Source organism: Arthrobacter sp. FW306-1B-F12A, assembly GCF_058781865.1.
Map to the genome: position 1 here is coordinate 61,900 of NZ_JBYSXD010000011.1, position 25,864 is coordinate 87,763.

General features: G+C 63.4%; 21 protein-coding genes. 13 read left to right on the forward strand and 8 right to left on the reverse strand.

What is annotated here, in order from left to right; translation table 11 throughout:
- The first annotated feature begins 75 nt into the window (after positions 1-75).
- The 6 genes from AC3WJU_RS08035 to AC3WJU_RS08060 all read left to right on the forward strand — a co-directional run bounded on the left by AC3WJU_RS08035 (position 76) and on the right by AC3WJU_RS08060 (position 6,502).
- A complete protein-coding gene (locus tag AC3WJU_RS08035; protein WP_332602992.1) occupies positions 76-531 on the forward strand; it encodes a hypothetical protein in 456 nt (151 codons plus the stop codon).
- Positions 524-1,816, forward strand: a complete 1,293-nt coding sequence (locus tag AC3WJU_RS08040) for an RCC1 domain-containing protein (RefSeq protein ID WP_284989937.1) — start codon at positions 524-526, stop codon at positions 1,814-1,816. The genes AC3WJU_RS08035 and AC3WJU_RS08040 overlap by 8 nt, the downstream gene beginning before the upstream one ends.
- Before the next feature lie 11 nt (positions 1,817-1,827).
- The gene (locus AC3WJU_RS08045) at positions 1,828-2,487 is read left to right on the forward strand and encodes a hypothetical protein (RefSeq protein ID WP_307053897.1); all 660 of its coding nucleotides are present in this window, start codon (positions 1,828-1,830) and stop codon (positions 2,485-2,487) included.
- Positions 2,484-3,227 carry a signal peptidase I gene (locus tag AC3WJU_RS08050; protein ID WP_492259596.1) on the forward strand — a complete coding sequence of 248 codons (744 nt, stop codon included), beginning with the start codon at positions 2,484-2,486 and terminating at the stop codon, positions 3,225-3,227. The genes AC3WJU_RS08045 and AC3WJU_RS08050 overlap by 4 nt, the downstream gene beginning before the upstream one ends.
- Before the next feature lie 116 nt (positions 3,228-3,343).
- Entirely contained in the window at positions 3,344-3,763 is a 420-nt protein-coding gene (locus AC3WJU_RS08055) for a hypothetical protein (RefSeq protein WP_059389446.1), read from the forward strand.
- 225 nt (positions 3,764-3,988) lie between these two features.
- Positions 3,989-6,502, forward strand: a complete 2,514-nt coding sequence (locus AC3WJU_RS08060; RefSeq protein WP_332602995.1) for a LuxR C-terminal-related transcriptional regulator — start codon at positions 3,989-3,991, stop codon at positions 6,500-6,502.
- A 64-nt stretch (positions 6,503-6,566) separates the two neighbouring features.
- Here the strand turns inward: AC3WJU_RS08060 and AC3WJU_RS08065 are convergent, their stop codons facing one another.
- Positions 6,567-8,741, reverse strand: coding sequence for a transglycosylase domain-containing protein (locus tag AC3WJU_RS08065; RefSeq protein ID WP_306961877.1), 2,175 nt, complete (start codon positions 8,739-8,741; stop codon positions 6,567-6,569).
- A 205-nt stretch (positions 8,742-8,946) separates the two neighbouring features.
- Here AC3WJU_RS08065 and AC3WJU_RS08070 point away from each other — a divergent pair, with 205 nt between their 5' ends.
- The 4 genes from AC3WJU_RS08070 (at position 8,947) to AC3WJU_RS08085 (ending at position 12,780) form a co-directional block, all read left to right on the forward strand.
- Positions 8,947-9,219, forward strand: a complete 273-nt coding sequence (locus tag AC3WJU_RS08070) for a hypothetical protein (RefSeq protein WP_253257435.1) — start codon at positions 8,947-8,949, stop codon at positions 9,217-9,219.
- Between the two features lie 73 nt (positions 9,220-9,292).
- On the forward strand, positions 9,293-10,225 hold the full coding sequence (locus tag AC3WJU_RS08075) for a threonine/serine dehydratase (protein WP_284989942.1): 933 nt from the start codon (positions 9,293-9,295) through the stop codon (positions 10,223-10,225).
- A 96-nt stretch (positions 10,226-10,321) separates the two neighbouring features.
- The gene (locus tag AC3WJU_RS08080) at positions 10,322-10,906 is read left to right on the forward strand and encodes an adenylate kinase (RefSeq protein WP_284989943.1); all 585 of its coding nucleotides are present in this window, start codon (positions 10,322-10,324) and stop codon (positions 10,904-10,906) included.
- Positions 10,907-10,947: 41 nt separating this feature from the next.
- Entirely contained in the window at positions 10,948-12,780 is a 1,833-nt protein-coding gene (locus AC3WJU_RS08085; protein ID WP_492259611.1) for a glycoside hydrolase family 15 protein, read from the forward strand.
- Here the strand turns inward: AC3WJU_RS08085 and AC3WJU_RS08090 are convergent.
- Positions 12,760-15,369 carry a bifunctional lysylphosphatidylglycerol flippase/synthetase MprF gene (locus AC3WJU_RS08090; protein WP_492259597.1) on the reverse strand — a complete coding sequence of 870 codons (2,610 nt, stop codon included), beginning with the start codon at positions 15,367-15,369 and terminating at the stop codon, positions 12,760-12,762. The genes AC3WJU_RS08085 and AC3WJU_RS08090 overlap by 21 nt on opposite strands.
- A gap of 430 nt (positions 15,370-15,799) precedes the next feature.
- Here AC3WJU_RS08090 and AC3WJU_RS08095 point away from each other — a divergent pair, with 430 nt between their 5' ends.
- A complete protein-coding gene (locus AC3WJU_RS08095) occupies positions 15,800-16,447 on the forward strand; it encodes an SGNH/GDSL hydrolase family protein (RefSeq protein WP_441433292.1) in 648 nt (215 codons plus the stop codon).
- A 99-nt stretch (positions 16,448-16,546) separates the two neighbouring features.
- Positions 16,547-16,792, forward strand: coding sequence for a hypothetical protein (locus tag AC3WJU_RS08100; protein ID WP_059389455.1), 246 nt, complete (start codon positions 16,547-16,549; stop codon positions 16,790-16,792).
- A gap of 61 nt (positions 16,793-16,853) precedes the next feature.
- Here AC3WJU_RS08100 and AC3WJU_RS08105 read toward each other — a convergent pair whose 3' ends face one another.
- The 6 genes from AC3WJU_RS08105 to AC3WJU_RS08130 all read right to left on the reverse strand — a co-directional run bounded on the left by AC3WJU_RS08105 (position 16,854) and on the right by AC3WJU_RS08130 (position 24,807).
- Positions 16,854-18,239, reverse strand: coding sequence for an AAA family ATPase (locus AC3WJU_RS08105; protein ID WP_492259598.1), 1,386 nt, complete (start codon positions 18,237-18,239; stop codon positions 16,854-16,856).
- 29 nt (positions 18,240-18,268) lie between these two features.
- Positions 18,269-19,423 carry a serine hydrolase domain-containing protein gene (locus AC3WJU_RS08110; protein WP_492259599.1) on the reverse strand — a complete coding sequence of 385 codons (1,155 nt, stop codon included), beginning with the start codon at positions 19,421-19,423 and terminating at the stop codon, positions 18,269-18,271.
- Positions 19,424-19,678: 255 nt separating this feature from the next.
- The gene (locus AC3WJU_RS08115; RefSeq protein WP_284753733.1) at positions 19,679-20,491 is read right to left on the reverse strand and encodes a bifunctional allantoicase/(S)-ureidoglycine aminohydrolase; all 813 of its coding nucleotides are present in this window, start codon (positions 20,489-20,491) and stop codon (positions 19,679-19,681) included.
- A 10-nt stretch (positions 20,492-20,501) separates the two neighbouring features.
- Positions 20,502-21,770, reverse strand: coding sequence for a DUF6986 family protein (locus AC3WJU_RS08120; protein ID WP_492259600.1), 1,269 nt, complete (start codon positions 21,768-21,770; stop codon positions 20,502-20,504).
- A gap of 2 nt (positions 21,771-21,772) precedes the next feature.
- Positions 21,773-23,368 (reverse strand): malate synthase A, encoded by a 1,596-nt coding sequence (aceB, locus tag AC3WJU_RS08125; RefSeq protein WP_306961862.1) that lies wholly within the window; start codon positions 23,366-23,368, stop codon positions 21,773-21,775.
- A gap of 14 nt (positions 23,369-23,382) precedes the next feature.
- The gene (locus tag AC3WJU_RS08130) at positions 23,383-24,807 is read right to left on the reverse strand and encodes an NAD-dependent malic enzyme (RefSeq protein ID WP_307053887.1); all 1,425 of its coding nucleotides are present in this window, start codon (positions 24,805-24,807) and stop codon (positions 23,383-23,385) included.
- 210 nt (positions 24,808-25,017) lie between these two features.
- On the opposite strand from AC3WJU_RS08130, the gene AC3WJU_RS08135 reads away from it, so the two are divergent.
- The gene (locus AC3WJU_RS08135; RefSeq protein ID WP_059389461.1) at positions 25,018-25,773 is read left to right on the forward strand and encodes an IclR family transcriptional regulator; all 756 of its coding nucleotides are present in this window, start codon (positions 25,018-25,020) and stop codon (positions 25,771-25,773) included.
- The last annotated feature ends 91 nt before the right edge of the window (positions 25,774-25,864 follow it).

A 25,864-nucleotide genomic window follows, 5' to 3' on the forward strand; every position in this document is an offset into this window, starting at 1 on the left:
TCGGATCTCATCGATACGGCACCGACGTCGCTAGTTATTGACGCTCCGGCTCCTGGGGAATCTCAGAAATGGGACATGTCCGTCAAGAATCTAGTCGACTCACCGGTGCCGCTTGCATTGGAGATTTCGGGACGTTCCGATGTCCTCTTCTCCGGAGCCGCGCCGATGGAACTGACGATGAATACTCCAGATGGCACTGCGGTCGTCGAGCGGATCCGTGTTGGAGAAGTGCTCGGGCGCACGATCAGACTGCCCGAACTTCAAGCCGGCGCCTCATACAACTTGGTGGGGACTGTGACGCTTCCACGCGACGCTGACAATTCCTACCAAGGCGCTGGCGGGAACCTGAAATTCCACTTCGTCACAAGCATTGATCGACCCAATGTCACGCCAGAAAAACCCGCGTCTGGATCCGATCTTGCGCATACAGGCCTCAGGAACTTGATTCCAGTCGGTGTCGCGGCCGCGCTCCTGCTGGCCGTCGGCTTTGGCCTCATCCTCGTTCGTCGAAAGAAGCCCGCTCATGAGTAAGCCTTCAAACATTTCTCGTCGGCAATGCCTCGCGGCGACGGGCCTGTTTGGGCTCGCCACGTTTGTCGGTGCTGCTCAAATTCCCGTAGCCACAAGTGCCGCGTACAAGGATAAGACGCACGCCCGTTCGGAGGCCATCCCAGCGAATGCCGGGCCTCCGTTTGCCGTCGGCGTCTCCAAGAACTCCCGCATGGTAGATACAGGGATGGGAGTCGGAAACGACGGAAACGTCTACGTGTGGGGCCTTACGTTCTACGAGATCAACGGCGATATTCCCACCTCTGGGTGGCAGAAGCCGCCGCAGAAGGTCGCCGGCATTCCCGACGGAATTGTTCGGCAAGCGACCGGCCAGATATACAACGCCAACGCACTGGACAAGGACGGCACGGTCTGGGGATGGGGCTCTTACAACTTCCGTGACGGCACAGACGCGCCGAAGCCCAATGGCAACGCGAAGCAAGTCCGGATAAACACGGCGTGGAATGGTTCCGGGGCAATCCTGGATAAAATCATCGCGATCTCCTCCACTGAATATGCCGGTGCCGGAATCCGAAGTGATGGCACCATCTGGCATTGGGGGTATCCCCTTGGCTACGGCGGAAACGCTGCCCCGGGTGCAAGCCAGCTTGCCGGACTGCCGGACCCCTCGGTCGCTGGTAACCGGCCTATTTACCTCAAAGGCGCCTACACCAACTTCTTCCTCATTCTGGAGCGCGGCGACGTCTACTATTGGGGAGGCATAGGCGGAAACAGTCTGCCCTCGGGCCTACTCGACACAGGTGCGACGCCCAGGCTCGTAAGTCCGCTTGCGCCTTGGTTCAAGCGAAACGTGGCGCCTGGCGCTCCATATATTGTTGCGGTCGACGGCGGCATCAACATGGGTGGTGCCCTGCTCTCCAACGGACAGGTACTGAGCTGGGGAACTGACGCTAGCCGTACCGGGCGAGGTCCAACCACCACACCGACGGTGCCCACTGTGGTTCCCTCGCTGTCCCAGATTAGATCCATGCAGTTCGGGTTCACCGGTGTTGCATTGCTCAACGGCGACGGAGAGCTCTGGGGCTATGGCGCCAGCGACGATTACGGTCAATTCCCGCAAAACCCGACCCGAATCGATACTGGCGTTGTGCAGTACGGATCGGGCCAAGGGTTCTACCTCTGGCAAAAATCTGATGGTTCCTTCTGGGGCAGGGGATACAACCCCCAAGGAGCGATTGGGCTCCCCATCGGAACTCAAATCGCCAACCGCAAGGTCTCGTGGGATCTCGGAATGGTGACGAAATGAGGAAGCTGACTATGAAACGACCGGTATGGCAAGGGGTGGGGCAACGGAGCGGGAAACTCCGGCTCGCAGTCACGGCAGGCGCACTTGTCGCGGCGACCGTTACGGCCACGAGCGCTGCGGCATACGACTTTGCCAATCTAAACATCGTCGGCGAGGCCCTCATCGAGACTCCGCGCTTTGATATTGGCGTTGTGCGGGACAACGGAACCGTGGAACAAGCCGATACGGAAGCCGGATTTGATTGGGCCGTCGCGGGAGCGGCTGACCTGATACCTGGCAGGTCGGTCGTCACCATGATCCCGGTGTTCAACAACACTTCTGTCTTCAAGGCGGATACGAGTTTCAAAATCATCCTTCGAAACGGCGATGGGACGGTTGCTGCAGGGGTACCGAATATTCTTCCGTTCCTGACGTTTACCGCAGCGGACGAAACGGGCAAGGTGCTGTTCACCAATGTCAGGTGGGACCAAGCAAAGGGATCGCTGGGTGTCCTTGAACCTCGCTGGGGTGCGGTGTTGAACCAGGGAGATGCTTACACTCCTGCCGCGGACGGTTCTTCGAAGAAATTGAAACTCACTATCACCTATGTAGACGGCCCGGACGTGGAGAAGTACAACGGTGGACAGACGGCGCTCGCCGTGCACTTCGACGCGGTTTCAGTTGCCCCGTGAACACTCGTAGTGGAAATCCGGAAACGCACCGGTTGAAGGGAAGCCAAGAGGACCAGGTAGGCGCCCGGATGGGCAGCCCGGCGGACCTTGAGGAAGAGCACGGCGGGATTGATGAACTGCGGAGCGAGGCAGGGGGTGAGCCGGCAAAGGGAGAATTCCGGCAGGAGGAGGTCCCTGAGGAGACGTCGGAGCAAGTGCGCCAGCATCCTGCGTTCCGGGCTTACGGTGCTTTCCGCTCGATCCTCTTGTCGCTCGGTGCGCTCCTGGGTGCCGCTTGTATTCTTGTGTTCGCTGTCTCGCTACTCTTCGGAATTCGGCCCCTTGTTGTGGTTTCGGGATCAATCGAACCGACAATACCGGTGGGGTCGGTCGTCTTGTCGCAACAAGTACCTGCCGGCGAAATCGAGGACGGCAGCATTGTCACGGTGGAGCGTCCACGCGGCTTGGGTTTGGTTACGCACCGGCTGGTCAAGTCCGTTCAACCAACACCAGACGTCTACGAGTACACGCTCAAGGGGGATGCAAACACCCAGAACGACCCCGAGCCCTACAAGGTGACTACTGCCGGAAAATACATCTGGCACATCGTTGGGCTTGGTTATCTGGCAGCCGTCCTGCAGTCCTCATACGGCATCTTCATCGCCGGCGCGGCCGGGCTTGCGTTGCTGGCCCTGTTCATTCTGGACCCGGCGCGATTGGCACAAGGTTCTGCTGCCAGAGCACGCAGGCGGAAGTGCTGATTAAATTGCAGGATCAGCTACTCCCCGGGGCCCGAATGAGTCATGTTCATGACTGGCTTGTCCGCTCCCGTCTTTCGGGACGGAGCGGACGCCACAGGTCCCCCACGGCTTCTGGTTTGCCAGCCCTTTCCTTGCTGCATTTCGCTGACAAGTACTCTGCCCGGGCTGGCGAAACCGTATCCTTCACTGCATTGATCCATAACGCTTCACAGGGGCCTGTCGCAGCAGTGGAGCTTATTTCGCGTTCATTGACCAACGCCAACGTTGAACAGCTGGCGTTCGATTCCCAGCCCGGCCCTGAGCGAATGACCATTCCATATCTCGGATCTGGCGAAAGCGTGAGCTTGGACTTTGGCTATATCGTCCGCCAATCCGATGTTCTCCATGGCGGCGAGATCGTCAGCGCCATGGAAATACGATTCGCAACGGATTGCGGATGGGCCTGGGACACATGCGAGGCCGTGGTCAACATGCGCGGTTCCCATCGCGGTAGTTGGCTGCAAGGCCCGGAGCAGACAGCCTCCAGTGATCTGTGAGTGATCGTCATAATTTCGTCCTGGTTGCCTGATTCCGCATGGAAGCGCCGCAATCTTCAGTCCGCGCCTCCTTAGCGTGTTTGAATGTTCGGGCCGGACTCGTCTCGATATCCGTGGTGAAGTACTTGCCGCGGGTTCAAATGGTAGTGGGCGGAGAGTTAGGAGTCTTCAGTGTTCCAGGAAGAAATACGCCGGGCACTAGGCTTTGCTAAACGTGGGGTTAGCGTGCGAATTGTTGGTCGCGCTGGAAGCGGGCGGTCGACTGCAATCCGCGAAATCATCACGGAGCTGGAAAAGACCGGCGCCGAGGTTTACAGCCTGTTTGGAGCCCGCCTTCTCCAACAGACGCCGCTCGCCGGAATCGCTTCCCTTGGCCTGGATATGCGAGGGCGCCATACGGGCCCTTTGGGCATGGCTGACGTTCTCGCCGAACAACTTTCGCAACGCGGATCAAGGATCATTGTGGTCGACGATATCGACCTGCTTGATAATGAGTCCCTCGCTGTCCTGGACATCGCGCAAAGACGGTCCCAGAGGCCGCTGATCATGTCGATGGACGATTCGCCCATTTATCCGAGGACCTCCGTGCTCGTCCCGGAACGATGGCCGGAAGCACAAGTCCGGCTCCCATCACTCCGCTACGACCAAGTCAATCAGCTTATCGCCGAAACACTTTCTGCCCCCGCGGACGTCGATGTCACCGCCCACATCCTGATGAAGTCCGCGGGCAACCCCAGGTTGGTGGTAAGGATCGCCCAAAGCGGCGTCCTCAACAAGCTGCTAACGCTCTGCGAGGGAGAGTGGCGAATGACCGGCCATACCCTTTGGAACGAGGATCTCCGCGGAACGGCCGAAGCACTCCTCCAAGGCCTCGAACCCGATGAGCTTCTCGCGCTGGACGCATTGTCGATGCTAGGCACCCGGTCGGTGGCTTCCTTACATTCGATCGTTGCCACAACAATGCTCGACAGGCTCGAAGGGCGTGGTCTGGTCGCTGTGTCCGAAAACATCGACGGAGAGCTCTGCGTGGCCTCAAATCCGCCCCTCCTGGTTGATTACTTTCGTGATAATCACGTTTTGTACTCTCGTCGGGTACTGGTCAAACGGATCGAAAACGTTGCCGAGGCGCTCGCGCCCGCCCCCGGGAATGGGCGATTCATGACGCCCTCCGTTGCTGCCGCCGTCGGGCAGCTGAGGGAAGAATCAGGAGCGGGGGGCACGCTGGCTGCCCGTCACTTCCAAGAACAGCTGCGCGTGCGGGAGGAAGCCCATTACGAACAGTGGGAGGCGGACCCAAGCATGGCCAACTCGGCCGCGTTCCTCAAGTTCTACTGGGGCGGACCCATAGACCCGGAGCGGATCGAACACGTCTTTGCCCACACCGTCATGGTCAACGGCAAAGCGGAGGACTCCCTTTTCTTCACTATGACGCGGGCGCTCTGGGCAATCACTCGCGGTGATGACGTAGCAGCAGCTCAAGGTATGCTCTCCGAACTTGCTGCACTCAGTCCCCAGCAGGAGGCCGAGGCCGAGGGTTTCGGCCTGTTCCTCGCCGCCTCGTATGACCGAATGCCGGCAAACCTGGGCGAGATCCTGGACAGCTACGGAAACGCGCATCCGCAGAGTGGGGTCCTGACCGTGGTGCGGGCCATATTGGAGGTCTACCGCTTCGATGGACTGGCAGCACTCAAGGCACTGGAGTCAACTGATGATTTCGGTTTGGCGTCGGGCATCGAGCCATTCGTCCGGGGACTGGCCCTGCTTGTCGCGGGGCGCTTAGACGAGGCTTTGGTGTTCTCCCTGAACAGACGCATCGAGGCCCGCCGCGGCCTTGACCGGTTCGGCTTCGTCGCGAACAGTTACGTGGCCGCGCTGGCGCTTACACAATCGGGGTTCGGCCAGCATGCCGATCTGATGATGAGCAGCGTGTTCGCGCTCGGCCGCCCAGGATTCCTCGCAAGTGCCCTGCATGACGCCATGCTTCGACTTGTGGGACTCCGGGCTTTGATGGACGAAGAGAAAGAGCCCGCCTCGGTGGGTGCCCAAGCCAGGACGCATGTAGCCGATATCGGCCCTCTTCCGGGGACTGGCAAGGGCGTTTTTGACCTCTTTGCCCAGCGGTACGACGATCCGCAGTCGTTTGACGCGAGTGCCATTACCCTCATCGACGCCCAATTGGATCGCGGCTTCCTCACGGAAGCCGCCTACACTTCGGTTTTCATCATGTGCCTGCTTCCGAGCCGTGAGGTCCTTGAGAGGGCGGAACACGTCTTTCGGAACTCGAAGGTCACATCCCACAACCAGTTTTTGGCCATAGCCGAAGCAGTGGTAGACGATGACCACGGGCTGCTCAAGGTCCTCTTGGACAAATACCGGCCGGATGCTGATCTGCACGCTGTCCGGTTGCTGCTCAAAGGCGCATCCAAGCGTCGTCTTTTGGAACGGGTCAGGACGGCGGCTGCTGCTATGCAGCAGGCAGAACGGCATTTCGACGGCAGGTTTCCGATGGCAGGCGAACACCTCAGCCTCAATATTGGTCATGAACTGTCGCCGACCTTGTCGGTCCGGGAGACCGAAGTCGCAATACTTGCCGGCAGTCAAACAAACATCGAGATTTCTGCCCGGCTCGCGATTAGCCTGCGCACGGTCGAGAACCACATCTCGAGGGCGCTGAAGAAGACAGGCATGACCACCCGTCAAGCCTTGTACCGCTACGTGCAAGGCTCGATTCGTGAGTGACCAGCCACCCGGCGTCGACGTCTCCGAAGTGACGGTCCGTGCTACTGGACAGGAATTCTGAAACTCAGGGTGAAGGACTCGGCGTGGGCGTCCCGACCATGGACGCAGGTGGCACCGGGAAGGCTGTTGCCGGATACAGCCCGGCGACCTGCGTCATGTAGTTGGCCCATTGCGGCCCTGCCAGCATGTAACCGTCGATGGCGGTGTAGAACTTGCCGTTGATGGTGACGTTCTGTCCGGCCCGGCTCTGTCCTGCCATCGTGTCGCCGAAGAAGGACGCCGTCGCGAGCCCGGTGGTGTATCCGACCACCCAAGTAGAGCCATTGCTGTTGTTCGTTCCCGTTTTTGCCGCGGTAGGGAACAAGGCCTGGACTTTCGGTTGAATGTAGATACCGGATCCCCGTTTCAGGACGTCTTGGAGAACCGAGTTGACGCCGCGGGCAACGTCGGGCTTGATGGCCGGGCGGCAGGAACTGGCTTGGGCCGGCAGCTTCCCGCCGGATGGATCCGTGATGCCCACAATCGCGATCGGCCCGCAGTACGTGCCGTCATTGGCGAAAGTGGCAAAGGCATCGGCCATCACGAGTGGGGACACCTCGGTGCCGCCGAGGAGATTGCCCAATTGGTGCATGTTCACGGGTGCAGTGTCCACGCCACTGTGGAGACCCACCGCATCCACCACTTTCTGGATGCCGCAGAAGTCCAGTTGGCTCGCCTCGGCAAAAGTTGCGGTGTTGATGGAGTTGTAGAGCCCGTAGTTGACGGGCATCGGGCGGTAGTAGCCCTCGTCGTTGTTGCGGAGATCGTCAGCCGTGCCAAGGCCCGCGATTTTCTGGGCCGTGCTGTAGCCGCCGAGTACCTTCCCGCAGCTGTCCCTCCAAGGGAATCCGAGCGGATAGACCCTCCGCGACGCGTCCACCACCGTGGTCAAGGACTTGCCCTCGTTGAGCCACTCCGTGAAAGTGAATGGCTTCATTGCGGAACCTGGCTGGAAGCCCCCGGCTCCGTTGAGGTCATTGCCGTTGGCGTCAACGGAATCAACGTTGAAGTTGAGTTGGGTATCGAATTTGCCGGGCTCGGCCAGGAACACCGTGTTCTGTGCCATGGCCAGGATCTTTCCCGTGCCGGGCTGCACCGAGACCAGGGAGGCGCCCCATTTGTCCGGGTTCGCTCCTGCCGTGGCATCGACCTGCTGCTGGGCCACCGCCTGCAAGCGGCTGTCCAAGGTGGTGCTGATCGTCAGGCCGCCGCGATACAGGAGCTCTTCCCGGTCAGCCACGGTGGCACCGTATGCAGGGTCGTTGAGGATCAGGTGGGAGATATAGTCGCAGAAGTACACTGCCATGTCCGCAGCCGCGCAGCCCTGCTTCCCCGGCGTGATGTTGAGCTTGAGGGGAGTGGCCACCGCGGCCGCGTAGGCTGCCTGCTGGATCTTGTGCTGGGCGAGCATATCGGCCAGCACCAGGTTGCGCCGTTTGATGGAGTTGTCCGGATGGACGGACGGGTCGTAGTAGCTGGGGCTGTTGACCAGGCCGGCGAGCAGGGCCGCCTGCGGAAGGCTCAGGTCCTTCGCGGAAACGCTGAAGAAATGCTCCGCCGCGGCTTCGATGCCGTACGCGTCCCGGTTGAAGAACACGATATTGAGGTAGCCCTCCAGGATCTGGTCCTTCGTGAACTTCTTCTCGAGTTCGACGGCGAGTTTCATCTCCCGCACCTTGTCACCCAGGGTTTTCTGGCCGCTCAGCACCACTTGCCCGGTCTGGCCTGCCGCCAAACGGGACTCGTTGAGTACGTTGGTCACGTACTGCTGGGTCAGAGTCGACGCACCCTCGTTGGTGCCCTTGGTGAAATTCGAGGCCAATGCCCTGAGGATCCCCTGGGGATCGATGCCGCCGTGCTCGTAGAAGCGGTTGTCCTCGACGGCTACAATCGCTTCCTTGATGTACGGCGACATCTGGTCCAGGCTGACCCGGACACGGTTCTCCGCATAAAAGGTGGCGATCGTCTTTCCGTCTGCGCTGAGCACTTTGGTGGACTGCGACGGCGAATTGACCACCAGATCACCCGGGAGGTTGTCGAAGTACTGGATCGAACCACTGACGGCCATCCCGGCCGACGCCACGCCGGGGACTACTAGCCCGGCGGCCAAGACGCCACAAACAGCACTCACCAGGAAGAATCCGAAGATCCTTCGCAGGACCCTGGCCAAACCATTTTTCGGGTTGTTTTTCCGAGCCATTTTTCCAGCTATCAACCGTGCGTCTTTTCAGATTACGCCGCCATTCCACCCGTCACATAGGCTCCCGAATCCGTGGCGACACGCCCCCCTTGGTTATGTTCGTCACTTCGCCCGCGCGCTGGCCGTGTCCGGCGTTTTTCCGGATGCATACTGAAGTTATTCGGGCGCGGTGATGGAAGGCAGGTGGCAGCCGGTGGAGACGCTGATGGCTGTTGTGAGGAGCGAGTATTTTCCGGCGGGAGCAGTGCTCGTGGGAGTGGTTTTGTTCTGGACAATCGGCTTGCTCGGCGGCCTCTCCTGGTTGAGCGGAGCGCAGCAGCCCTTGGCCATCCTGACGTGGATGATCTTCATCTACGGCGTGGTCGTGCTGTCTCCCCTCGCCGGAATCTGGGCCGCAGTGGACCTTGCCCGCCGTTGGCTGCGGAACCGCCAGGCCCGCCGGCAACAGCTCGGAACGGCCGACGTCGAGTCCCTCTAAGCGTGGGCCCGGTAAGCGATAGCCTGAGGCTAGCGCCTGCCCAGGATCTGACTGCACGGAACGAGGACCTACCATGATCACACGCGTCGACGTCGATGAAGCTGCCGCCCGGATTGCGGGGAGGGTCCGCCGCACGCCCGTTTTCGAGGCGGATGCCGGGACGGTGCCAGGGCAATTGTGGTTCAAATGCGAGTTCATGCAGCACACCGGGACGTTCAAGGCGAGGGGTGCCTTCAACCGCGTGCTTGCCGCCCGGGAGCGCGGCGAGCTGAAGGACAATGTTGGAATCGTCGTCGCCTCGGGAGGCAATGCAGGGCTTGCGAATGCCTACGCCGCGGCGCAACTCGGAGTGCCCGCAACCGTTTTTGTCCCCGAAACCGCACCTGCCGTGAAGGTCAAGAAGCTCAAGGCCAGCGGAGCCTCGGTGGTCCAGCGCGGCAGCGAATACGCCGAAGCGTTTGAGGCCGCCCTGGACTACGCCGCGGAAACCGGCGCCGTCTACTGCCATGCCTACGACCAAGCCGAAATCGCCGCCGGCGCCGGCACTGTCGGCTCGGAGCTGCTGGAACAGCTGGGAGAGGTGGACACCGTTGTAGTGGCCGTTGGAGGCGGCGGGCTCATGGCAGGAATCGCGGCCGCCGTCGAAGGTCACGCCAGGGTTGTCGGAGTCGAGCCGGACAACGCTCCCACCCTCTATTCGGCCCTCGCTGCAGGGGAACCTGTTGATGTGGCCGTCTCCGGGATCGCCGCGGATTCCCTGGGTGCCCGGCAGATCGGCAGGATCGGTTTCGAGGTGGCCGTCCGCACAGGCGTCCGGACGGTCCTGGTGTCCGACGACGACATCGCCGCGGCGCGCTCACTGCTCTGGGAGCAGTACCGGATTGTCGTGGAACATGGCGCAGCCGCCGCTTTCGCGGCCGTGAACTCCGGAGCGTATGTTCCGGCAGCAGGGGAACGGGTGGCCGTGATCCTGTGCGGTGCCAACACCGACCCCGCGACGGTCTGAAGCACGCTGCCTTGGCCCTGCCGCGAGCGCTCCACAGTTGCTAAGCTCGAGCCACAATGCCGGGGCACGCAAACCGCTTCACGAACGGACAGTATCATGACGCGATTGATCATCATGGGCCCTCCTGGCTCGGGCAAAGGTACCCAGGCTGAGCACATCGCCGGTCATTTCGGCATACCTGCCATTTCCACGGGAGACATCTTCCGCGCGCACGTCGGCGGCAAGACGGAACTCGGAGCCGAGGCCAGCAAGTACATGGACAGCGGCGAATTCGTGCCGGATCACGTCACCAACGCCATGATCCGCCAGAGGCTTGGCAACACCGACGTCCTGGCAGGATTTCTCCTTGACGGATATCCCCGCACCACGGCGCAGATCGAGGCTTTGGACGGCATTCTGGCCGGCAACCGGCAGCAGCTGGATGCCGTCGTCGAACTGGCGGTCGACGACGACGAGCTCGTCGCGCGGATGCTCCGCAGGGCACAGGAGCAGGGCCGAAGCGATGACACAGCACCGGTGATCCGGCGTCGCCTGGAGCTCTACCGCAACGAGACACAGGCGGTGGTCGAGCGGTACTCCGAGCGTGGGATAGTCCTCGCCGTCGATGGCTCCGGCCGGCGGGAAGAGATCACGGCCAAGGCCATAGCCGCCATTGAATCAGCACTAGGAAAGGGACAGTGAACGGTCAACCGCCTACCGGCCAAAGAATCGAAGACTATGCGATGATCGGGGACCTGCACACCGCAGCCCTGGTCAGCACGGCGGGCTCCATAGACTGGCTGTGCCTCCCGCGCTTCGATTCGCCGGCGTGCTTCGCCGCGCTCCTGGATTCCCCCCAAGCGGGGCGTTGGCTCCTGGCACCTGAAGCCGGGGGAATTTGCACGCGCCGCCAGTACCGGGACGGGACCCTCATCCTGGAAACAGAGTGGGAAACCAAAGAAGGGCACGTCCGGGTCATCGACTTCATGCCGCCGCGCGACGCCGTCGCGGACATCGTGCGCGTGGTGGAAGGGATCCGCGGGACGGTCAAGATGCGCGGGGAACTGATCCTGAGGTTCGACTATGGGCACGTGGTGCCCTGGGTCCGCCGCGACAGGCACGGCCTCCGCGCGGTTGCCGGTCCGGACTCCGTCTACCTCAAGACCCCTGCGCCGTTGGTAGGCAAGGACTTCACCACGGTCAGCGAGTTCACCGTGAACGCGGGTGACCACGTGCCCTTCGTCCTGACGTGGGCGCCCAGCCACGAACGGCGGCCCCGCACCGTCGAGGCGGATATCGCCCTCGAAGACACCTCGGCATTCTGGACGGATTGGTCCAAGCGTTGCAACGTCCGGGGGCCGTACCGGAAAGCCGTCCAGCGTTCCTTGATCACGCTGAAGGCCCTCACCTATGCGCCAACCGGGGGCATCGTTGCCGCCGCCACTACTTCGCTCCCCGAACAGATCGGCGGACCGCGGAACTGGGACTACCGTTATTGCTGGCTGCGTGATGCCACGCTAACCCTTCAAGCCTTCCTGGCCGCGGGCTATACCGAGGAGGCCAGCGCGTGGCGGGATTGGCTACTCCGCGCAGTGGCAGGCGACCCGGCCGACCTCCAGATCATGTACAGCCTGCACGGTCGCCGGCGGTTGCCCGAGACGGAGCTGACGTGGCTTTCCGGATACCAGGGTTCCAAGCCGGTGCGCATCGGGAATGCGGCAGCGGAGCAGCTCCAGCTGGACGTCTGGGGAGAAGTCCTGGACTGCCTGTCCCTGACCCGGGCATCGCTGATGACCGTCGGCGATGAGTCCTGGGCCATCCAGACCGCCCTCATGCGCCACCTTGAGAGCACGTGGGACAAGCCGGACAACGGGCTCTGGGAAGTACGCGGCCCGCGGCGCCACTTCGTGCATTCAAAGGTGATGGCCTGGGTTGCGGCGGACCGCATGGTCCGCGGAATCCGTGAAGCCGGGATGCCCGGTCCGCTGGATCGCTGGGAGGCTTTGCGGGACACCATCCACGACGAAGTCATGACCCACGGATTCGACGCGGAGCGCAACACGTTCGTCCAGTCCTACGGGAGCAAGGAGCTGGACGCGAGCCTTCTCCTCATCCCCAAGGTGGGCTTCCTGCCGCACGACGATCCGCGCGTGATAGGCACCATTGACGCCATCCAGCGTGAGCTGACCGAAGACGGCTTTGTGCTGCGCTACCGCCCGCAAGACAGCAACGACGGACTGCCGGGCGGGGAGGGCGTCTTCCTTGCGTGTTCCTTCTGGATGGTGGACGCACTCTTGGGCGCCGGGCGCCGGGCAGAGGCGACAGCCCTCTTCGAGAGGCTCCTGGCCCTGCGCAATGACGTGGGCCTGTTGAGCGAAGAATGGGACGCACACGCGGGCCGGCAACTTGGCAATACTCCCCAGGCCTTCAGCCATTTCGGTTTGGTGCTCAGCGCCTTGCAACTTCACCACGGCAAAGCGCACCACAGCAATGTCCCGATCGGCGGGGTCCCGGCGTCGGGCGCTTCGGCAGAGGCGCAAGAGCCGTCGTCGGCCTCAGGAGCGGTTTCGCCCTGACGTTCCGGAGCGCTTGGGCCATCGGAAGATCCGGCCTGCCAAGGCCAGGCCCGCTCCGAGATTGAGCGTTGGCAGGTAGGCCCGTGCCACTGCGGTCCCAACGGCAGGCAGGGAAGCGGCGTCGGGGTAGAGCATGTAGAGCGGCTCGTATCGCGGCCGGAATTTTGCTTTGAATGCCAAGAGGGACCGGAATCCGTAGACCGGTTCCAAAGTCGCCCCCAACCAGTCGAGCAGGCGGTCGAGGTTGCCGGGAGGGCGGGATCGCGGCTTCGGGCGAGGCATCTCGGAAGGGTCCTCTTCGGCCCGAGCCAGAGGCGCACCGGAGAGGCTCACGAATTCGCATCCTTCATCCTTGAGGCTGAGGGCCGCGGACGCGATGAGGAATTCGATGCTGGCCCGGAAGCCGCCGCTACGGCGACGCATGAAATCGAGGGTCCAGCCGACGATGTGACCGTTGCGGTATACAGGCAGCCAAGAGGTGACTGCGTGGACCGTGTGGCGTTTGTCGATTGCAAGGAGGCAGCGCACCTCCGGATCGTCGAGTTCGTCGAGGCTGCCCAAGGTAAAGCCCATTTCGGGCATGTTCCTGTCTGCCACCCATTCTTCGGAGATTTCCTCGATCTGGACCTGGACCGAGAAGGGAGCCGAGGCATAGCTCGTCCATTCGTAGCGGATGCCCGCCTTCGATGCGTTGTTCAACGCCGTACGGATGTCCTGGAACTTCTTTCCCTTGAAGGAGACCGAATGCAATGGCAGGACCGTTTCCTGGGCTACCTGCGCAGAGCTCCAACCGGCGGAATCCGCATGGTCGCGCAACTCTTGGGGCACCGAGTAGAAACACGGCGTCCACCCATTGCCCCTGCAATAACGGGAAAATTCTTCGAAGACGGCGGTCTTCTCGGATGTGGGTCCCACCGGGCCGCCGAGCGTGAGCGCGACCCCCGTGCTCACGCGGTAGGCAACAAAGGACTGCCCGGAAGGGGAGAACCAGTACATGTTTCCCGGCCACGTGGTCATCCAGGACAGTGAGCTTCCCTCCCACGTCTTGATGACTTTCCGGGCACGCTCCGTACTGGCGTCGTGCCGGGTGTGGGCCTGGTGGAGGAAAGTCCTGAAGATCAGGACACCGGCGACCGCCCAAAAGACGACGCCGACGCCCTCGTACACGAGAACGGCGGCCGTGCCTTGGGGGAAGATCGCCGGGGGAACATCCAGGACGAAGCCCAGCGGAAGGAAGCGGTCCGGGACATCCGCCAGTAGTTCCGGTAGTCCCGGAACGGGGGAGAAGTCCTGGGCGAGCAAGAGGCCGGCGCCGACATAGACGGCACTGAGCACGGCAGCCATCGCAAGTACACGCACCGCGAGGCGCCGGTAGGTCCCTTTAGGGGCCTGGACATGAAACAAGCGCCGGGTCGCGAGCAGAATGATGGTCAGCGCAAGGGGCAGGAGCAGCGGCAGGGCAAAAGTGAACGGCTGCGAGGAAGCCGATCCTTCGATTGCGACAATCCCCTCGCTGGCGCCGGTGTCTGAAGTAGTCTGCTGCAAGACTCCGGCGAGTGCGATTCCGGCGAGAACGGAAAGCCCCACCTGGATCAAAAGGGTCCCCACCCAGGCAAAGCGCCGTCCGCGGCGCAGGCCCTCCGCAAGCAGCAGCAAGAGGAAGGACGGAAGGATGGCCATGAAGATCCCACCGGCCCCGGCACGTAATTGCAACTGCGCGACCGCACAGTCCTTCGCTTGCGCCGGATCGGAGCAGACGTTCTGGAGTGCTTGGGGATCGACAGGCTGGATGTTGGTGAACAGGAAACGCAGGATGGACAACGGCCCCACCGCATGCGGGATGAGGCCGGCGACTACCGGACCGATCGCCGATGCGGCAAGGAGAAGCGAAAGGAGCACCCGGCCTTCGTGCCGGGAACTGACCGGGCGTGCAAACCTCGGCCGGCGGCCCATGAGCAGGGGCCCGAGAACCGTGCCCGCGGTTGCGGCGCCGAGCCTGACCAAGTCCGCAAACCCTCCGCTGTAGAGGGCCAGGAGGAGCAACAAGGCGAAGACGACAAGCCGGATCCGGCGCCTCCACAGGGTTGCCATGGACGCAGTACCCGCCATGGCGGTACCGATGATGAACGCACTCGGACCCACGAAGAGGTGGCTGCCTATCTCGGCTGTCCAGTTCCCGAGCAAGCCTTGGGCCAAGGCAAGGAATCCCAGGGCAATGCCAACGCCCAGAATCTGGCTGGAGACCGCAGCGATTGCGTACGCCCGCTGTCCCATCCGGCGTTCCAGCGGCAGGCCCAGCAACAGCACCAAAGCTGTTTCAAGCACATAGCCCGTCAGGTCCCTGGCCCAGAAGGCGGACGTCGCCGCGGCCCACCAGTGATCAGGTACGGAGCGAGGCGTCAGTGCGAAATTGAGCCGCAATTGAGCGTCCGGCCCCGTGGCGAGGCTGGAGGTCAGCGCTCCCAATCCCCAGAAAACGATGACAAATCCCAAGGTGAGCTGCGCTGAGCGCAGTCTTTCCGTCCATGATCGCCGCGAACGGACATCGGGGACGGAGCGGGTTTCCGGCTCGGGCGCCGGTGCGTGCACGTGGTTCCTATCTGTGCGTCGGAATGATGGGGGTGCGAAATGAAATTCTTCCACACCGGCCATCCGGCGAGGATAATTCCCACCTCGCCGTGACCTTCCCCGTCCCGATCCAATAGACTCCGACGTAGGCAGGCTGTCGGCTCGTTCCGCCACCGGTCTATGAGCAATGGAAAGTTGCTTTTACAGCGCTAAAACGAACAGAAAGCAAGCCCGGGACAGGCCGATGCACAAATCTCGCATATTCCGCTCCGCCGCAGCCGTGATCGCAGCCGGAGTACTTTTGGCAGGCTGTTCGCAGGCGCCTGCTGAACCGGGCGACTCATCCAGCGGCAGGCAGACAGCGGCACCCGTTGCACCCTCGGGTAGTCCAGCCGCAGCGGGCCAGAGTCCCAAGAAACCTGAGTCCGGACAAGATCCGTCAAAGCTTCCCGTGGGGTCCTTGTACAAGAACCCCAGCAACAACCGGAACGAAATCATCCTCGCGGACGTCCGGCACACCGCCGTCCTCATCGGGGACTCCCAGTCTGAGCCCCTGGGCTCATGGCCCCGGGGGGCTTTGGGCTCGCTTGGTTACAAGGTGTACTCCGTGGCCCGGGGCGGTACAGGATACGTCGCCGCGACGAGCAGCAGCGGAAACTATATCGATGCGCTGCAGCGCGGAGACTGGGTGCTGCCCTACGGGACGCCGCCGCTGATCGTTGTCGAAGGTGGAGGCAACGATGCCTCCCACAACGCCAGCGACGAGCAGATCACGGCCAACGCCAACAGGCTCCTCGCCGCCCTCAAAAAGAGGTACCCGCAGGCGAAGCTCGTGATGATCGGAACCCTTGCCAGGGGTGCCAACGCGGGCGGGGGGCGCCGCACCGAGGTTGACGCGTTGCTGGGCAATATTGCGGCCAAGGCCGGTGCTCCGTTCTTTAGCGTCGGGGACTGGATCAGCAAATACCAGGTTGCCGGGGACTTGGTGGACGGCGTCCACTTGAACGCTGCCGGGCACGCCAAACTCACCGGTGTACTCGCGGCGGACATGGCCGCAGCGGGACTTAGCCTGCAGCCGGGCCCGAGGAGTGCATCATAAGAGTTACGGCCACCGGAGGAAGCCGGAAACTGCTTCCGGCTGGTGTCCGGACCGGACCGAGGTCTGGCAGAACGTCGCGAGCCGGAGAACAATTGATCTATGGTCAGCTATTCAGCCCTTGAAGACGCGTCCAGCAAGAATCCGCATGACTGGGGCCGGGCGATGGCAACGGCGATGACAAAGCTCCTGGATGCGGCGCGCATTGACGGACGGCATTTTGAACACGAGTTCCTCTATGGCGAGGAACTGCGCTTGAGGATCGACGAGAACAACGACGGAGCCACGGTCAAGCTCACGTGGACGCCCGCCGACCAGGAACCCGAACAGGAGAAGTCTCCGGCCTGAGTGATTCCTGTCGCCGGATTGGCCCTGGCGCCAAGGACAGTGCTCCCGATCGACAACGTGGTTACTCCGCGCTCCCGTTGCTTCCGAGCAGGCTACGAGTCAGGGCCTCGCCGTCGGCCATGAGCTGTCCCACCGCGGTGCCCAGGTGCGGGTCTCCGGGAGTCTCGTCTGCCAGCGCGGCGGCGACCACCGAGCGTCGGATCAGCTCCTTCGCGAACGACGCCGTGGTGCCGGCGGTCCGGCCTGCCGCGGCTTCGATCGCCGAGGCGGAGAACGCGATTCCGTTGGAATACAGCCGCAGAAGTTCCACCCGCTCGTGCTTGGACGGAAGCGGGATTTCCACTGCCAGGTCCACGCGTCCTGGCCGCTGGGCGAGGGCCCGTTCCAAAAGTTCCACCCGGTTGGTGGTCAGAACGAACGCGACGTCGGCGTCGTTGTCCAGCCCGTCCATGGCGTCGAGTACCTCGAAGAGCAACGGTTTGGGCCCGTGGCCGAAGCTGCGGTCCTCGGCGATCAGATCGCAATCCTCCAACACCACGATGGACGGCGCCAAGGCCCGCGCGATCTTGGCCGCCTCGGAAATTCTGGCGAGTGAGCCGCCCGAGAGGAGCACCGCCGTCGTACCTTCGCTTTGGCTCAGCAGGTACCGGACCGTGTGCGTCTTGCCCGTCCCGGGCGCTCCATAGAGTAGGAGGCCGCGTTTGAGATGCTGACCGTGTGCCGCAAGGATGTCCGCTTGCCGTGCGATGCCAAGGGTGTGGCTCTCCACCTTGCTGAGGAGCCCGTCCGGAAGGACCACGTCACTGTTGGCGAGCTGCGGCCGCCGGATGAAGGTCACTCCGCTGATGCCCGGCCCGTAGTCGCTGACGGAGAGCGAGATGACTTGGCCTTTGAAAACGCTCTTGTGCTCCATTTCGCGCCGCACCTCGGCCAGGAACCTCGACGCGACGGCAGGGTGGGTGGCCAGGACTTCGAGCGACGCAGTCTGCCGGCCACGCTCGATCTTGGCACCACGTTGGAGGACCGCTATGGGCGATCCGGCGTAGCTGAAGAGCCAGAGCCCCAGCGCAACGGCCTGGCGCTGTTGGTCCGGACCGGTGGCCAGGTTGCTGTAGTCCGGCTGGCTGAGGGGAAACCTCGGGTAGCTGCGGGATTGCTGCAACATGTCGCTGAAGGACATGTGGTGGCGCTGATCGCCGCCGCCGATTCCTACCAGCCGCCGCTCGGGGTCGCGGCCGGCCAGCCCTTCCATCACGATGTCCACATCCACCAGACGGTGCTGCGGGATCTCCTCCGTCACGACGGACAGTTCATGGGCGGGAACCGCGAGGTGCCCGGTCAGTGCCTGTAGAAGTTGTTCGCCGTCGTCGCCATGGTCAAAGCCAAGCTGGGAGAGCCTTGTCAGTGTTCCGAAGTCCTCGATGAATTTCCCCAATTTTTCATCCATGCACAGACCCTAGCAGGATGCGTCGTGACTCAGCACAGCCCGTTCATCGTGGCGATGGCCACCTGCCGGAGCTGCTCGAACTCCGCTTGGCCGCTGCCATCCGTCGATTCAATGTGTTTGTCCGTGTCGGATGGATAGGCGAAGCTCATGGCTATCTGGCGGCTCCCGTCGCTCGTGGACAACGCGATGCTCGCAAACCAGGTGCTGCCGCCGTAGCCGTAGTAAAAGCCGTTCGTGCATTCGTCATTCCAACGCTGCAGCCCGAGTCCGTGGTTCTCCTGCCACAGGGTTTGCATGTCGCGGAGGGTGCTCGCCGTGAGGAGCCTGCCCTGCATGAGCGCTGCGTAGAACGTGTTGATATCGCCCACCGTGGAGATGACGCCCTCTGCGGGGGAACCGACGAGATACTCCGGCTGCGAGGCGTTGACGCGCTCGCCGTCGATGAATTCATAGCTCTGGATCATGTCGCGCGCATCCCGGTCAGGTTCGGATGCCAGCGAGGTGTGGCTCATTCCCAGCGGCACGAAGATATCTGACTTCAGGACATCGCCGATCGGCCGGCCGCGGAGCTTCTGCACTATCGCCGCCAAGGCGAAGTAGTTCGCATCCGAGTAGCGGAAGAGCTGGAAGTTCGCGTGCGTCCACGGCACGGTCCCGGCCATGCGGAGGTAGTCCTCGATGCTGAACCTCGTGTCGATGGCCCGCTTGGTCGGCATGGCCTTCAGGATGGCAACAGGCGCGTCGGGCAGGCCGGAGCTGTGGTTCAACAGGGAGCGGACTGTGACGGGGCCCGGCGGATGGACGAGCTGCCCGAATTCCGGGAAGTACTGAGTGACAGGGTCCTCGAGGCCCAGCTTTCCTTCCTGGACCAGCTTGAGCACCGAGACCGCCACCATGGACTGGGTGATGCCTCCGGCCTGGATCCGGTCGGTCACGGCCACCGGTTCGCCGGTCTCGACGTCTTGGCTGCCGTAGGCCTGGGACCATTCCCGGCCCCGGACTTTGATCTGGACGACGACGGCCGGCGCACCCCGGTTGAGCATTTCATGCGCGAAGAAATCCGCAACGGGGGATTCGGGTACTGCCCCTTGGGAATCGGACGACGAGGTACTCGCCGGGGGTTCAGCCGTCAGAGGGTAGGTGCATGAACCGGACGCCAGGATCAGAGCCAGGACGACGGCCATCCGCGCTCGCCGCGAAGTCCGGGATACGCGGGAAGTCCGAGAGGCCCGCGCCGCCTCCATGGCTGCCTCCTGAAGCTACGCTGCGGGGCAACGGGCCAGGCGCCCTTGCCCCCGTAGTTTCGATCGTCCTCTTCGGAAGCGAGGGGGTCAACGCCGAAAACGCGGGCGCGGCCCCAAACCCAACTGACTCGCAGTAGGTGTCGTTATGAGCGCTCATAACGACATTAACTGCGAGTCAGTTGGGAAAGGAGTGCCTTAGGTCAGCTTGACCTGACGGTTGACGTCCTTGTAAAGCAGGTAGCGGAACGGACCCGGGCCGCCGGCGTAGCAGGCCTGCGGGCAGAAGGCGCGCAGCCACATGAAGTCTCCCGCCTCCACTTCGACCCAGTCATTGTTGAGCAGGTACATGCCCTTGCCCTCCAGGACGTACAGGCCGTGTTCCATGACGTGGGTTTCCGGGAACGGGATGACCCCGCCGGGCTGGAACGTCACGATGTTCACGTGCATGTCGTGGGCCAGGTCGTTGGGGTCCGCGAAGCGTGTGGTTGCCCAGACGCCGTTGACGTCCGGCATTTCGCCGGCCTCAACTTCGTCGTCGCTCGTGACAAAGGACTTGGCTTCGTAGCCCTCAAGGCGTTCGTAGGCCTTGCGGATCCAGTGGAAGGAGACGATGTCGTCCGAGACGTTCTCAAGGCCCCAGTTGGAACCGGCAGCGAGGTAGGCGTAGCCGCCCTCCTCGAGCTGGTGCAGTTCGCCGTCGAGGGTCAGGTTGACCTTGCCCTTGGTGACGAAGACGACGCCTTCGACGCCGGCCTCGAACTCGGCCTTGGGAGCGCCCCCACCCGGGCCGATCTCAACGATCAGCTGGGAAAACGTGGTGGCGAATCCGGAGATAGGGCGGGCAATGATCCAGGAACGCGTGTTCGAGAAGCCCGGCAGGTTGCTGGTTACGATGTCGGTCAGCACGCCCTTGGGGATGACCGTGTAGGCCTCCGTGACGATTGCGCGTTCGGTGGTGAGGTGGGTCTGCGGCGGCAGGCCGCCCTGGGGATAGTAGTACTTGCCCATCATTGGATCCTTACTTGGAGGTGGTGTGTGCGAGCCGCGGATGCGCCAGTGCAGTCAGCCGGGGGAGTTCGACGCCGGCAAGCGCCAGCACTTCTTCGGAACCCACCGCTCCACACTGGACGCCGCGCAGGACGAAAGCGGCCAGGGCCCGGGCGGTGGCGGGTTCGTCCATAACGCCGCCTTCGGTACGCTCCACATAGTTGCGGAGGCGGGCCGCGGCGGCGGGCAGGCCCTCCCGGTAGAAGGCATACGTTGCGGCGAAACGGCTCGGCAACTGGGCAGCGTGCAGGTCCCAGCCCTGGTAGTAGCCGCGTTCAAGGGAGCGGCGGACCAAGCGGCCGTGCAGCTTCCACGCGTTTTCCACGTTATCGCCCACGGGGATGATGTTGGTGGAGCCGTCGGAGAGCCGGATGCCCGTTCCCGCAACGGCCAGCTGCATGACTTCCTTCGCGAAATCCGCCACCGGGTGCTCCATGGACTGGTACTCCGCGGAGATCTGCAACGAAGCGGAGTAGTCGTAGGTGCCGTAATGCAATGCGCTGATGCGGCCCGAAACTGCGTGGGGAAGCCGGGCCACGGGGGAGGTCCCCTCCGGGCCGAGGATCAGTTGCGGCGTCTCCACCTGGACTTCGAAACGGAGCCGGCCCGCCGGGAGCGTGTGGATCTCCTCCAGTCGGGAGACCGCGAAGTCCATGGCCTGCACCTGGGCCACCGTGGTGACCTTCGGCAGGGTCAGGATGAGTCCCTCGGGCAGTTCTCCGGCCGAGGCCAAAGTGGAGACGAACAGGTCCAGGGTCTTCAGGCCACGTGCCCGGGCGGGGGCCTCGAAACACTTGAACCGGATGCCGATGAACGGCGGCGCGGACCCCGCGGCAACGGCTTCGCTGACAGCCTGGGCAGCCGCTACGGCCGCGACGTCTTCTGCTTCGTCGCCCCGGTCGCCGTAGCCGTCCTCGAAGTCGAGGCGCAAGTCCTCGATCGGTTCACTGCGCAACTTGGCAGCCACACGGGTGGCGACGGCGGCAGCCAGTTCGGGCTCCTGGCCCAGCAACGTACCGAGCCTTTCGAGACCGCCGTGGGCCTCCGCCGTCGTGATCGCCTGGGCGCCCCATTCCGCGGAGAGCGACGGCGTGAAACGGTCCGCCGGGACGTACACCGTGTGCACGGGCTGGCGGGTGCCGTCGTCGCCGGGGTAATTGCGCTCCAGCAGCTGGTCGGTGGCGGCAAGTTGGGAGTCGATGGCGGCGAAATCGGCCGCAGAGAAGGAGGATGCGGCCATTCCTACACCAGCTCGTAGGCGGGAGTGGTGAGGAAGTCCGTGTAGTCCTCGGAGAGACAGATGTCCGCGATCAGGCGGCTCGCCGGCTCGTAGAACTTCTCGAAGGACTCGGCGTCGACCTCGCTGCGCAAGCGGTCGGTCTCTTCGCCGAGGATCCGGGTGACCAGCTCACGGGTGACCGTGTTGCCGGTGTCGGCCAGGACCGACTTGTTGCGGATCTGCTGCCACACCTGGGAACGGGAGATTTCCGCCGTGGCGGCGTCTTCCATGAGGTTGTGGATGGCAACGGCGCCGCTGCCCGAAAGCCACACCGCGGTGTACGCGACGGCGACGTAGAGGTTCAAGCGAAGCCCGGCCTCGGTCACGTGGCCACCGGCGGAGGAGATGTCCAGCAGCTGATCGGCGGTCACGGAGACCTCCGGGCGCTGCTTGTCCAGCTGGTTCGGCTTGTCGCCGAGCACGGAGTCGAACACTTCGCGGCACGTGGAGACGAGGTCCGGGTGGGCCACCCAGGAACCATCGAAACCGTCGTTCGCCTCGCGGGTCTTGTCCGCGCGGACCTTCTCGAAGGCCTGGGCTGTGACTTCGGGTTCGCGGCGGTTCGGGATGACGGCAGCCATGCCGCCCATGGCGAAGGCGCCGCGCTTGTGGCAGGTCTTGACCAGCAGTTCCGTATAGGCGCGCATGAACGGGGCCGTCATGACCACGGACGCGCGGTCCGGCAGGATGAAGGACTCGCCGGCGTCGCGGAAGTACTTCACGATGCTGAACAGGTAGTCCCAACGGCCGGCGTTCAGGCCGGACGCGTGGTCGCGCAGTTCGTAGAGGAACTCGTCCATTTCGAACGCGGCCGGAATGGTTTCGATCAGCATGGTGGCGCGGACGCTGCCCTGCGGGATGCCGAGGTAGTCCTGGGCGAAGACGAAGATGTCGTTCCACAGCCGGGCCTCGAGGTGGCTTTCCATCTTGGGCAGGTAGTAGTACGGGCCGTGGCCGTTGAGCAGGAGCTGCTTGGCCACGTGGAAGAAGTGCAGGCCGAAGTCCACCAGCGCGCCCACGGTGGGTTCGCCGTCGAGCAGCAGGTGCCGTTCGTCCATGTGCCAGCCGCGGGGGCGGGCGACGACGACGGCGAGCGGCGCGTCCGTGCGGAGCCGGTATTCCTTGCCCTCCGGGGAGGTGTAGCTCAGGGTGCCCTGGGCTGCGTCGCGGAGGTTCAGGATGGCGTCGATGACGTTCGCCCACGTCGGGGTGCTGGCGTCCTCGAGGTCGGCGAGCCATACCTTGGCGCCGGAGTTCAGGGCATTGATGGCCATCTTGGCCGGGGAGGCCGGGCCGGTCATCTCGACCCGGCGGTCCTGCAGGGCCACGGGTGCTTCGGCGACCTTCCAGTCGCCGTCGCGGATGTCCTGGGTTTCCGGCAGGAAGTCGAGGCGGCCGGTGCGGGCCACTTCTTCGCGCTTGGCGACGCGGGCCGCGAGGAGCTCGGTGCGGGTGCCCGCGAAACGGCGGTGCAGTTCCTCCACGAAGGCCAACGCCTTGGGAGTCAGGATCTCCTCGGCTCGTTCGATCGGCCGGGGGTCTGTGACTGTGAGAGCCATGGGGTGGTCCTTTCCTAGAGAGCGCGAGCGGCCTGCGTTTGCTGCTTCCGCGCGTTTGCTGCGTTTGCTGCATTTGCTACGGCTGCGGCGACGTCGGCTGCAACGTGGGGGTCGAAGACGCTGGGGATAATGTAGCTCGCATTCAGTTCATCATCTGCGACCCGGTTGGCGATAGCCTCTGCCGCGGCCACGAGCATTTCCGGGATGATGTCCGATGCTCCGGCGTCGAGCAGTCCGCGGAAGAAGCCCGGGAAGGCCAGCACGTTGTTGATCTGGTTGGGGAAGTCGCTCCGGCCGGTGGCCACCACCGCTGCGTGCTTGGACGCGATCACCGGGTCGATTTCGGGGGTGGGGTTGGCCATGGCGAACACGATCGCGTCCTCGGCCATCGAGGCGACCTGCTCTTCGCCGATCACGTGCGGAGCGCTGACGCCGATGAAAACGTCAGCACCCTTGAGGGCTTCGTGCAGCGTGCCGGAGAATCCGGCCTCGTTGGTGTTCGCGGCGATCCAGGAACGGTGCTCGTCGTCGTACTTTTCGCCCGAGTGGATGGCGCCGGAGCGGCCGGCGGCGACGATGTGCTGCGCACCCTGCGCCTTGAGGAGCTGGATGATCGCAGAGCCGGCAGCGCCGACGCCGGAGACAACGATCTTGACCTCGGACAGCTTCTTGTCCACCACGCGCAACGCGTTGACGAGGGCCGCGAGGGTGACAATTGCCGTTCCGTGCTGGTCGTCGTGGAAGACGGGGATGTCCAGCTCGTCGCGGAGCCGCTTCTCGATTTCGAAGCAGCGCGGGGCGGCGATGTCTTCAAGGTTGATGCCGCCGTAGACCGGAGCCATGGCCTTGGCGATCATGATGATTTCTTCAGTGTCCTGGGTGTCCAGGCAGACCGGCCAGGCGTCGACGTTGGCGAACTGCTTGAACAGCGCGGCCTTGCCTTCCATGACAGGCAGTGCCGCGGCCGGGCCGATGTTGCCCAAGCCAAGGACGGCCGAACCGTCGGTGAGGACGGCGATGGTGTTCCGCTTGACCGTCAGGTTGCGGGCAGCTGCCGGGTCCTCGGCGATGGCGAGGCAAACGCGAGCGACGCCGGGAGTGTAGGCGCGCGAAAGGTCGTCGCGGTTGCGCAGGGCCACCTTCGGGACGACCTCGAGCTTGCCGCCCAGGTGCATGAGGAAGGTGCGGTCCGAGACGTGCTGGACCGTGACGCCGTCGAGCGCGTTGAGGGCGTCCTTGACGCGGTTGGCGTGGTCTTCGTCCGTGGTGTTGCAGGTGACGTCAACAACCAGGGTGTCGTGGTGCGACTCGGTCACATCCAGCGCGGTGACGGCCGCACCGGCAGCGGCGACCGCAGCGGCCAGCTCGCTCGTGGCAGTGAAGCTCGACGGCGCGGCGACGCGCAGGGTGATCGAATTTCCGGGGCTCGGGTTCGCCATTGAATTTCCTCCTCGTACAGGCCCATAGCGGGCCTCCGCTCAAACCGAATGTTTTCGTATTATGGATATTATTATCTACAAAGTGGAAACACAAGCCCTGATCGGCAGGCAAGCATTCCGGCGTCGCGTGCTGTATCTTGAGTGTTCTAAGCAATTCTTTTCACGATGCGGATAAGAGTTGTCGGATTCCGAGCCATAGGAGACAACGGAATGGCTGAAAAGCCCTCGGGAGGCGTGCAGTCCGTCGAGCGCGTCTTCGAACTGCTGGAACTCATCACCGACGCCGGCGGAGACGTCACGTTGAGCGAACTATCGTCGTCGACAGACCTGCCGCTCCCCACCATCCACCGCCTGCTGCGCACTTTGGTGTCCCTCGGCTACATCCGGCAACTGCCCAATCGTCGCTACGCGCTGGGCCCCCGGCTCATCCGGCTTGGCGAAGGCGCCAACAAGCAACTCGGAGCACTGGCCCGCCCCCAGCTGAAGTCCCTCGTGGACCGGCTCGGCGAAACGTCCAACATGGCCGTGCTGGATTCCGACATGGTCATCTACGTTGCCCAGGTTCCGTCCCTGCACTCCATGCGCATGTTCACCGAGGTGGGCCGCCGCGCCCATACGCACGACACCGGCGTCGGCAAGGCCATCCTGGCCCAGTTGGACGACGAAGTGGTCCGCGGGATCGTGGCCCGCACGGGCATGCCGACTCCCACGGCCAAGAGCATCGGGGACATCGATTCCCTGCTCGCCGATTTGAACCGGATCCGCGAACGCGGCTACTCGATCGACGAGGAAGAGCAGGAGATCGGCGTCCGTTGCTTCGCGATGGCTGTGCCCAACGCTCCGACGCCCACGGCTATTTCGGTTTCCGGACCGGTGTCCCGCGTGGACCAGCACTTCGCCGACCGCGCCGTGCCGCTCCTGCGCGAAGCCGCGCTCGCGATCTCGGCCGAGCTGAACCAGAACTAACCGTCCCGGACGCTCGCTCACCTATGTCGGGTTTTTGGCGGACGCTCGCTCACCTATGTCGGGTTTCGGGCGGACGCTCGCTCACGGGGTG

Bases quoted from the DNA above. Each gene is read 5' to 3' on its own strand.
- AC3WJU_RS08035 (WP_332602992.1), top strand. From the start codon at position 76: ATGTCCGTCAAGAATCTAGTCGACTCACCGGTGCCGCTTGCATTGGAG.
- AC3WJU_RS08040 (WP_284989937.1), top strand. From the start codon at position 524: ATGAGTAAGCCTTCAAACATTTCTCGTCGGCAATGCCTCGCGGCGACG.
- AC3WJU_RS08045 (WP_307053897.1), top strand. From the start codon at position 1,828: ATGAAACGACCGGTATGGCAAGGGGTGGGGCAACGGAGCGGGAAACTC.
- AC3WJU_RS08065 (WP_306961877.1), bottom strand. From the start codon at position 8,741: ATGGCTCGGAAAAACAACCCGAAAAATGGTTTGGCCAGGGTCCTGCGA.
- AC3WJU_RS08070 (WP_253257435.1), top strand. From the start codon at position 8,947: ATGGCTGTTGTGAGGAGCGAGTATTTTCCGGCGGGAGCAGTGCTCGTG.
- AC3WJU_RS08075 (WP_284989942.1), top strand. From the start codon at position 9,293: ATGATCACACGCGTCGACGTCGATGAAGCTGCCGCCCGGATTGCGGGG.
- AC3WJU_RS08080 (WP_284989943.1), top strand. From the start codon at position 10,322: ATGACGCGATTGATCATCATGGGCCCTCCTGGCTCGGGCAAAGGTACC.
- AC3WJU_RS08085 (WP_492259611.1), top strand. From the start codon at position 10,948: ATGATCGGGGACCTGCACACCGCAGCCCTGGTCAGCACGGCGGGCTCC.
- AC3WJU_RS08100 (WP_059389455.1), top strand. From the start codon at position 16,547: ATGGTCAGCTATTCAGCCCTTGAAGACGCGTCCAGCAAGAATCCGCAT.
- AC3WJU_RS08105 (WP_492259598.1), bottom strand. From the start codon at position 18,239: ATGGATGAAAAATTGGGGAAATTCATCGAGGACTTCGGAACACTGACA.
- AC3WJU_RS08110 (WP_492259599.1), bottom strand. From the start codon at position 19,423: ATGGCCGTCGTCCTGGCTCTGATCCTGGCGTCCGGTTCATGCACCTAC.
- AC3WJU_RS08115 (WP_284753733.1), bottom strand. From the start codon at position 20,491: ATGGGCAAGTACTACTATCCCCAGGGCGGCCTGCCGCCGCAGACCCAC.
- AC3WJU_RS08120 (WP_492259600.1), bottom strand. From the start codon at position 21,770: ATGGCCGCATCCTCCTTCTCTGCGGCCGATTTCGCCGCCATCGACTCC.
- aceB (WP_306961862.1), bottom strand. From the start codon at position 23,368: ATGGCTCTCACAGTCACAGACCCCCGGCCGATCGAACGAGCCGAGGAG.
- AC3WJU_RS08130 (WP_307053887.1), bottom strand. From the start codon at position 24,807: ATGGCGAACCCGAGCCCCGGAAATTCGATCACCCTGCGCGTCGCCGCG.
- AC3WJU_RS08135 (WP_059389461.1), top strand. From the start codon at position 25,018: ATGGCTGAAAAGCCCTCGGGAGGCGTGCAGTCCGTCGAGCGCGTCTTC.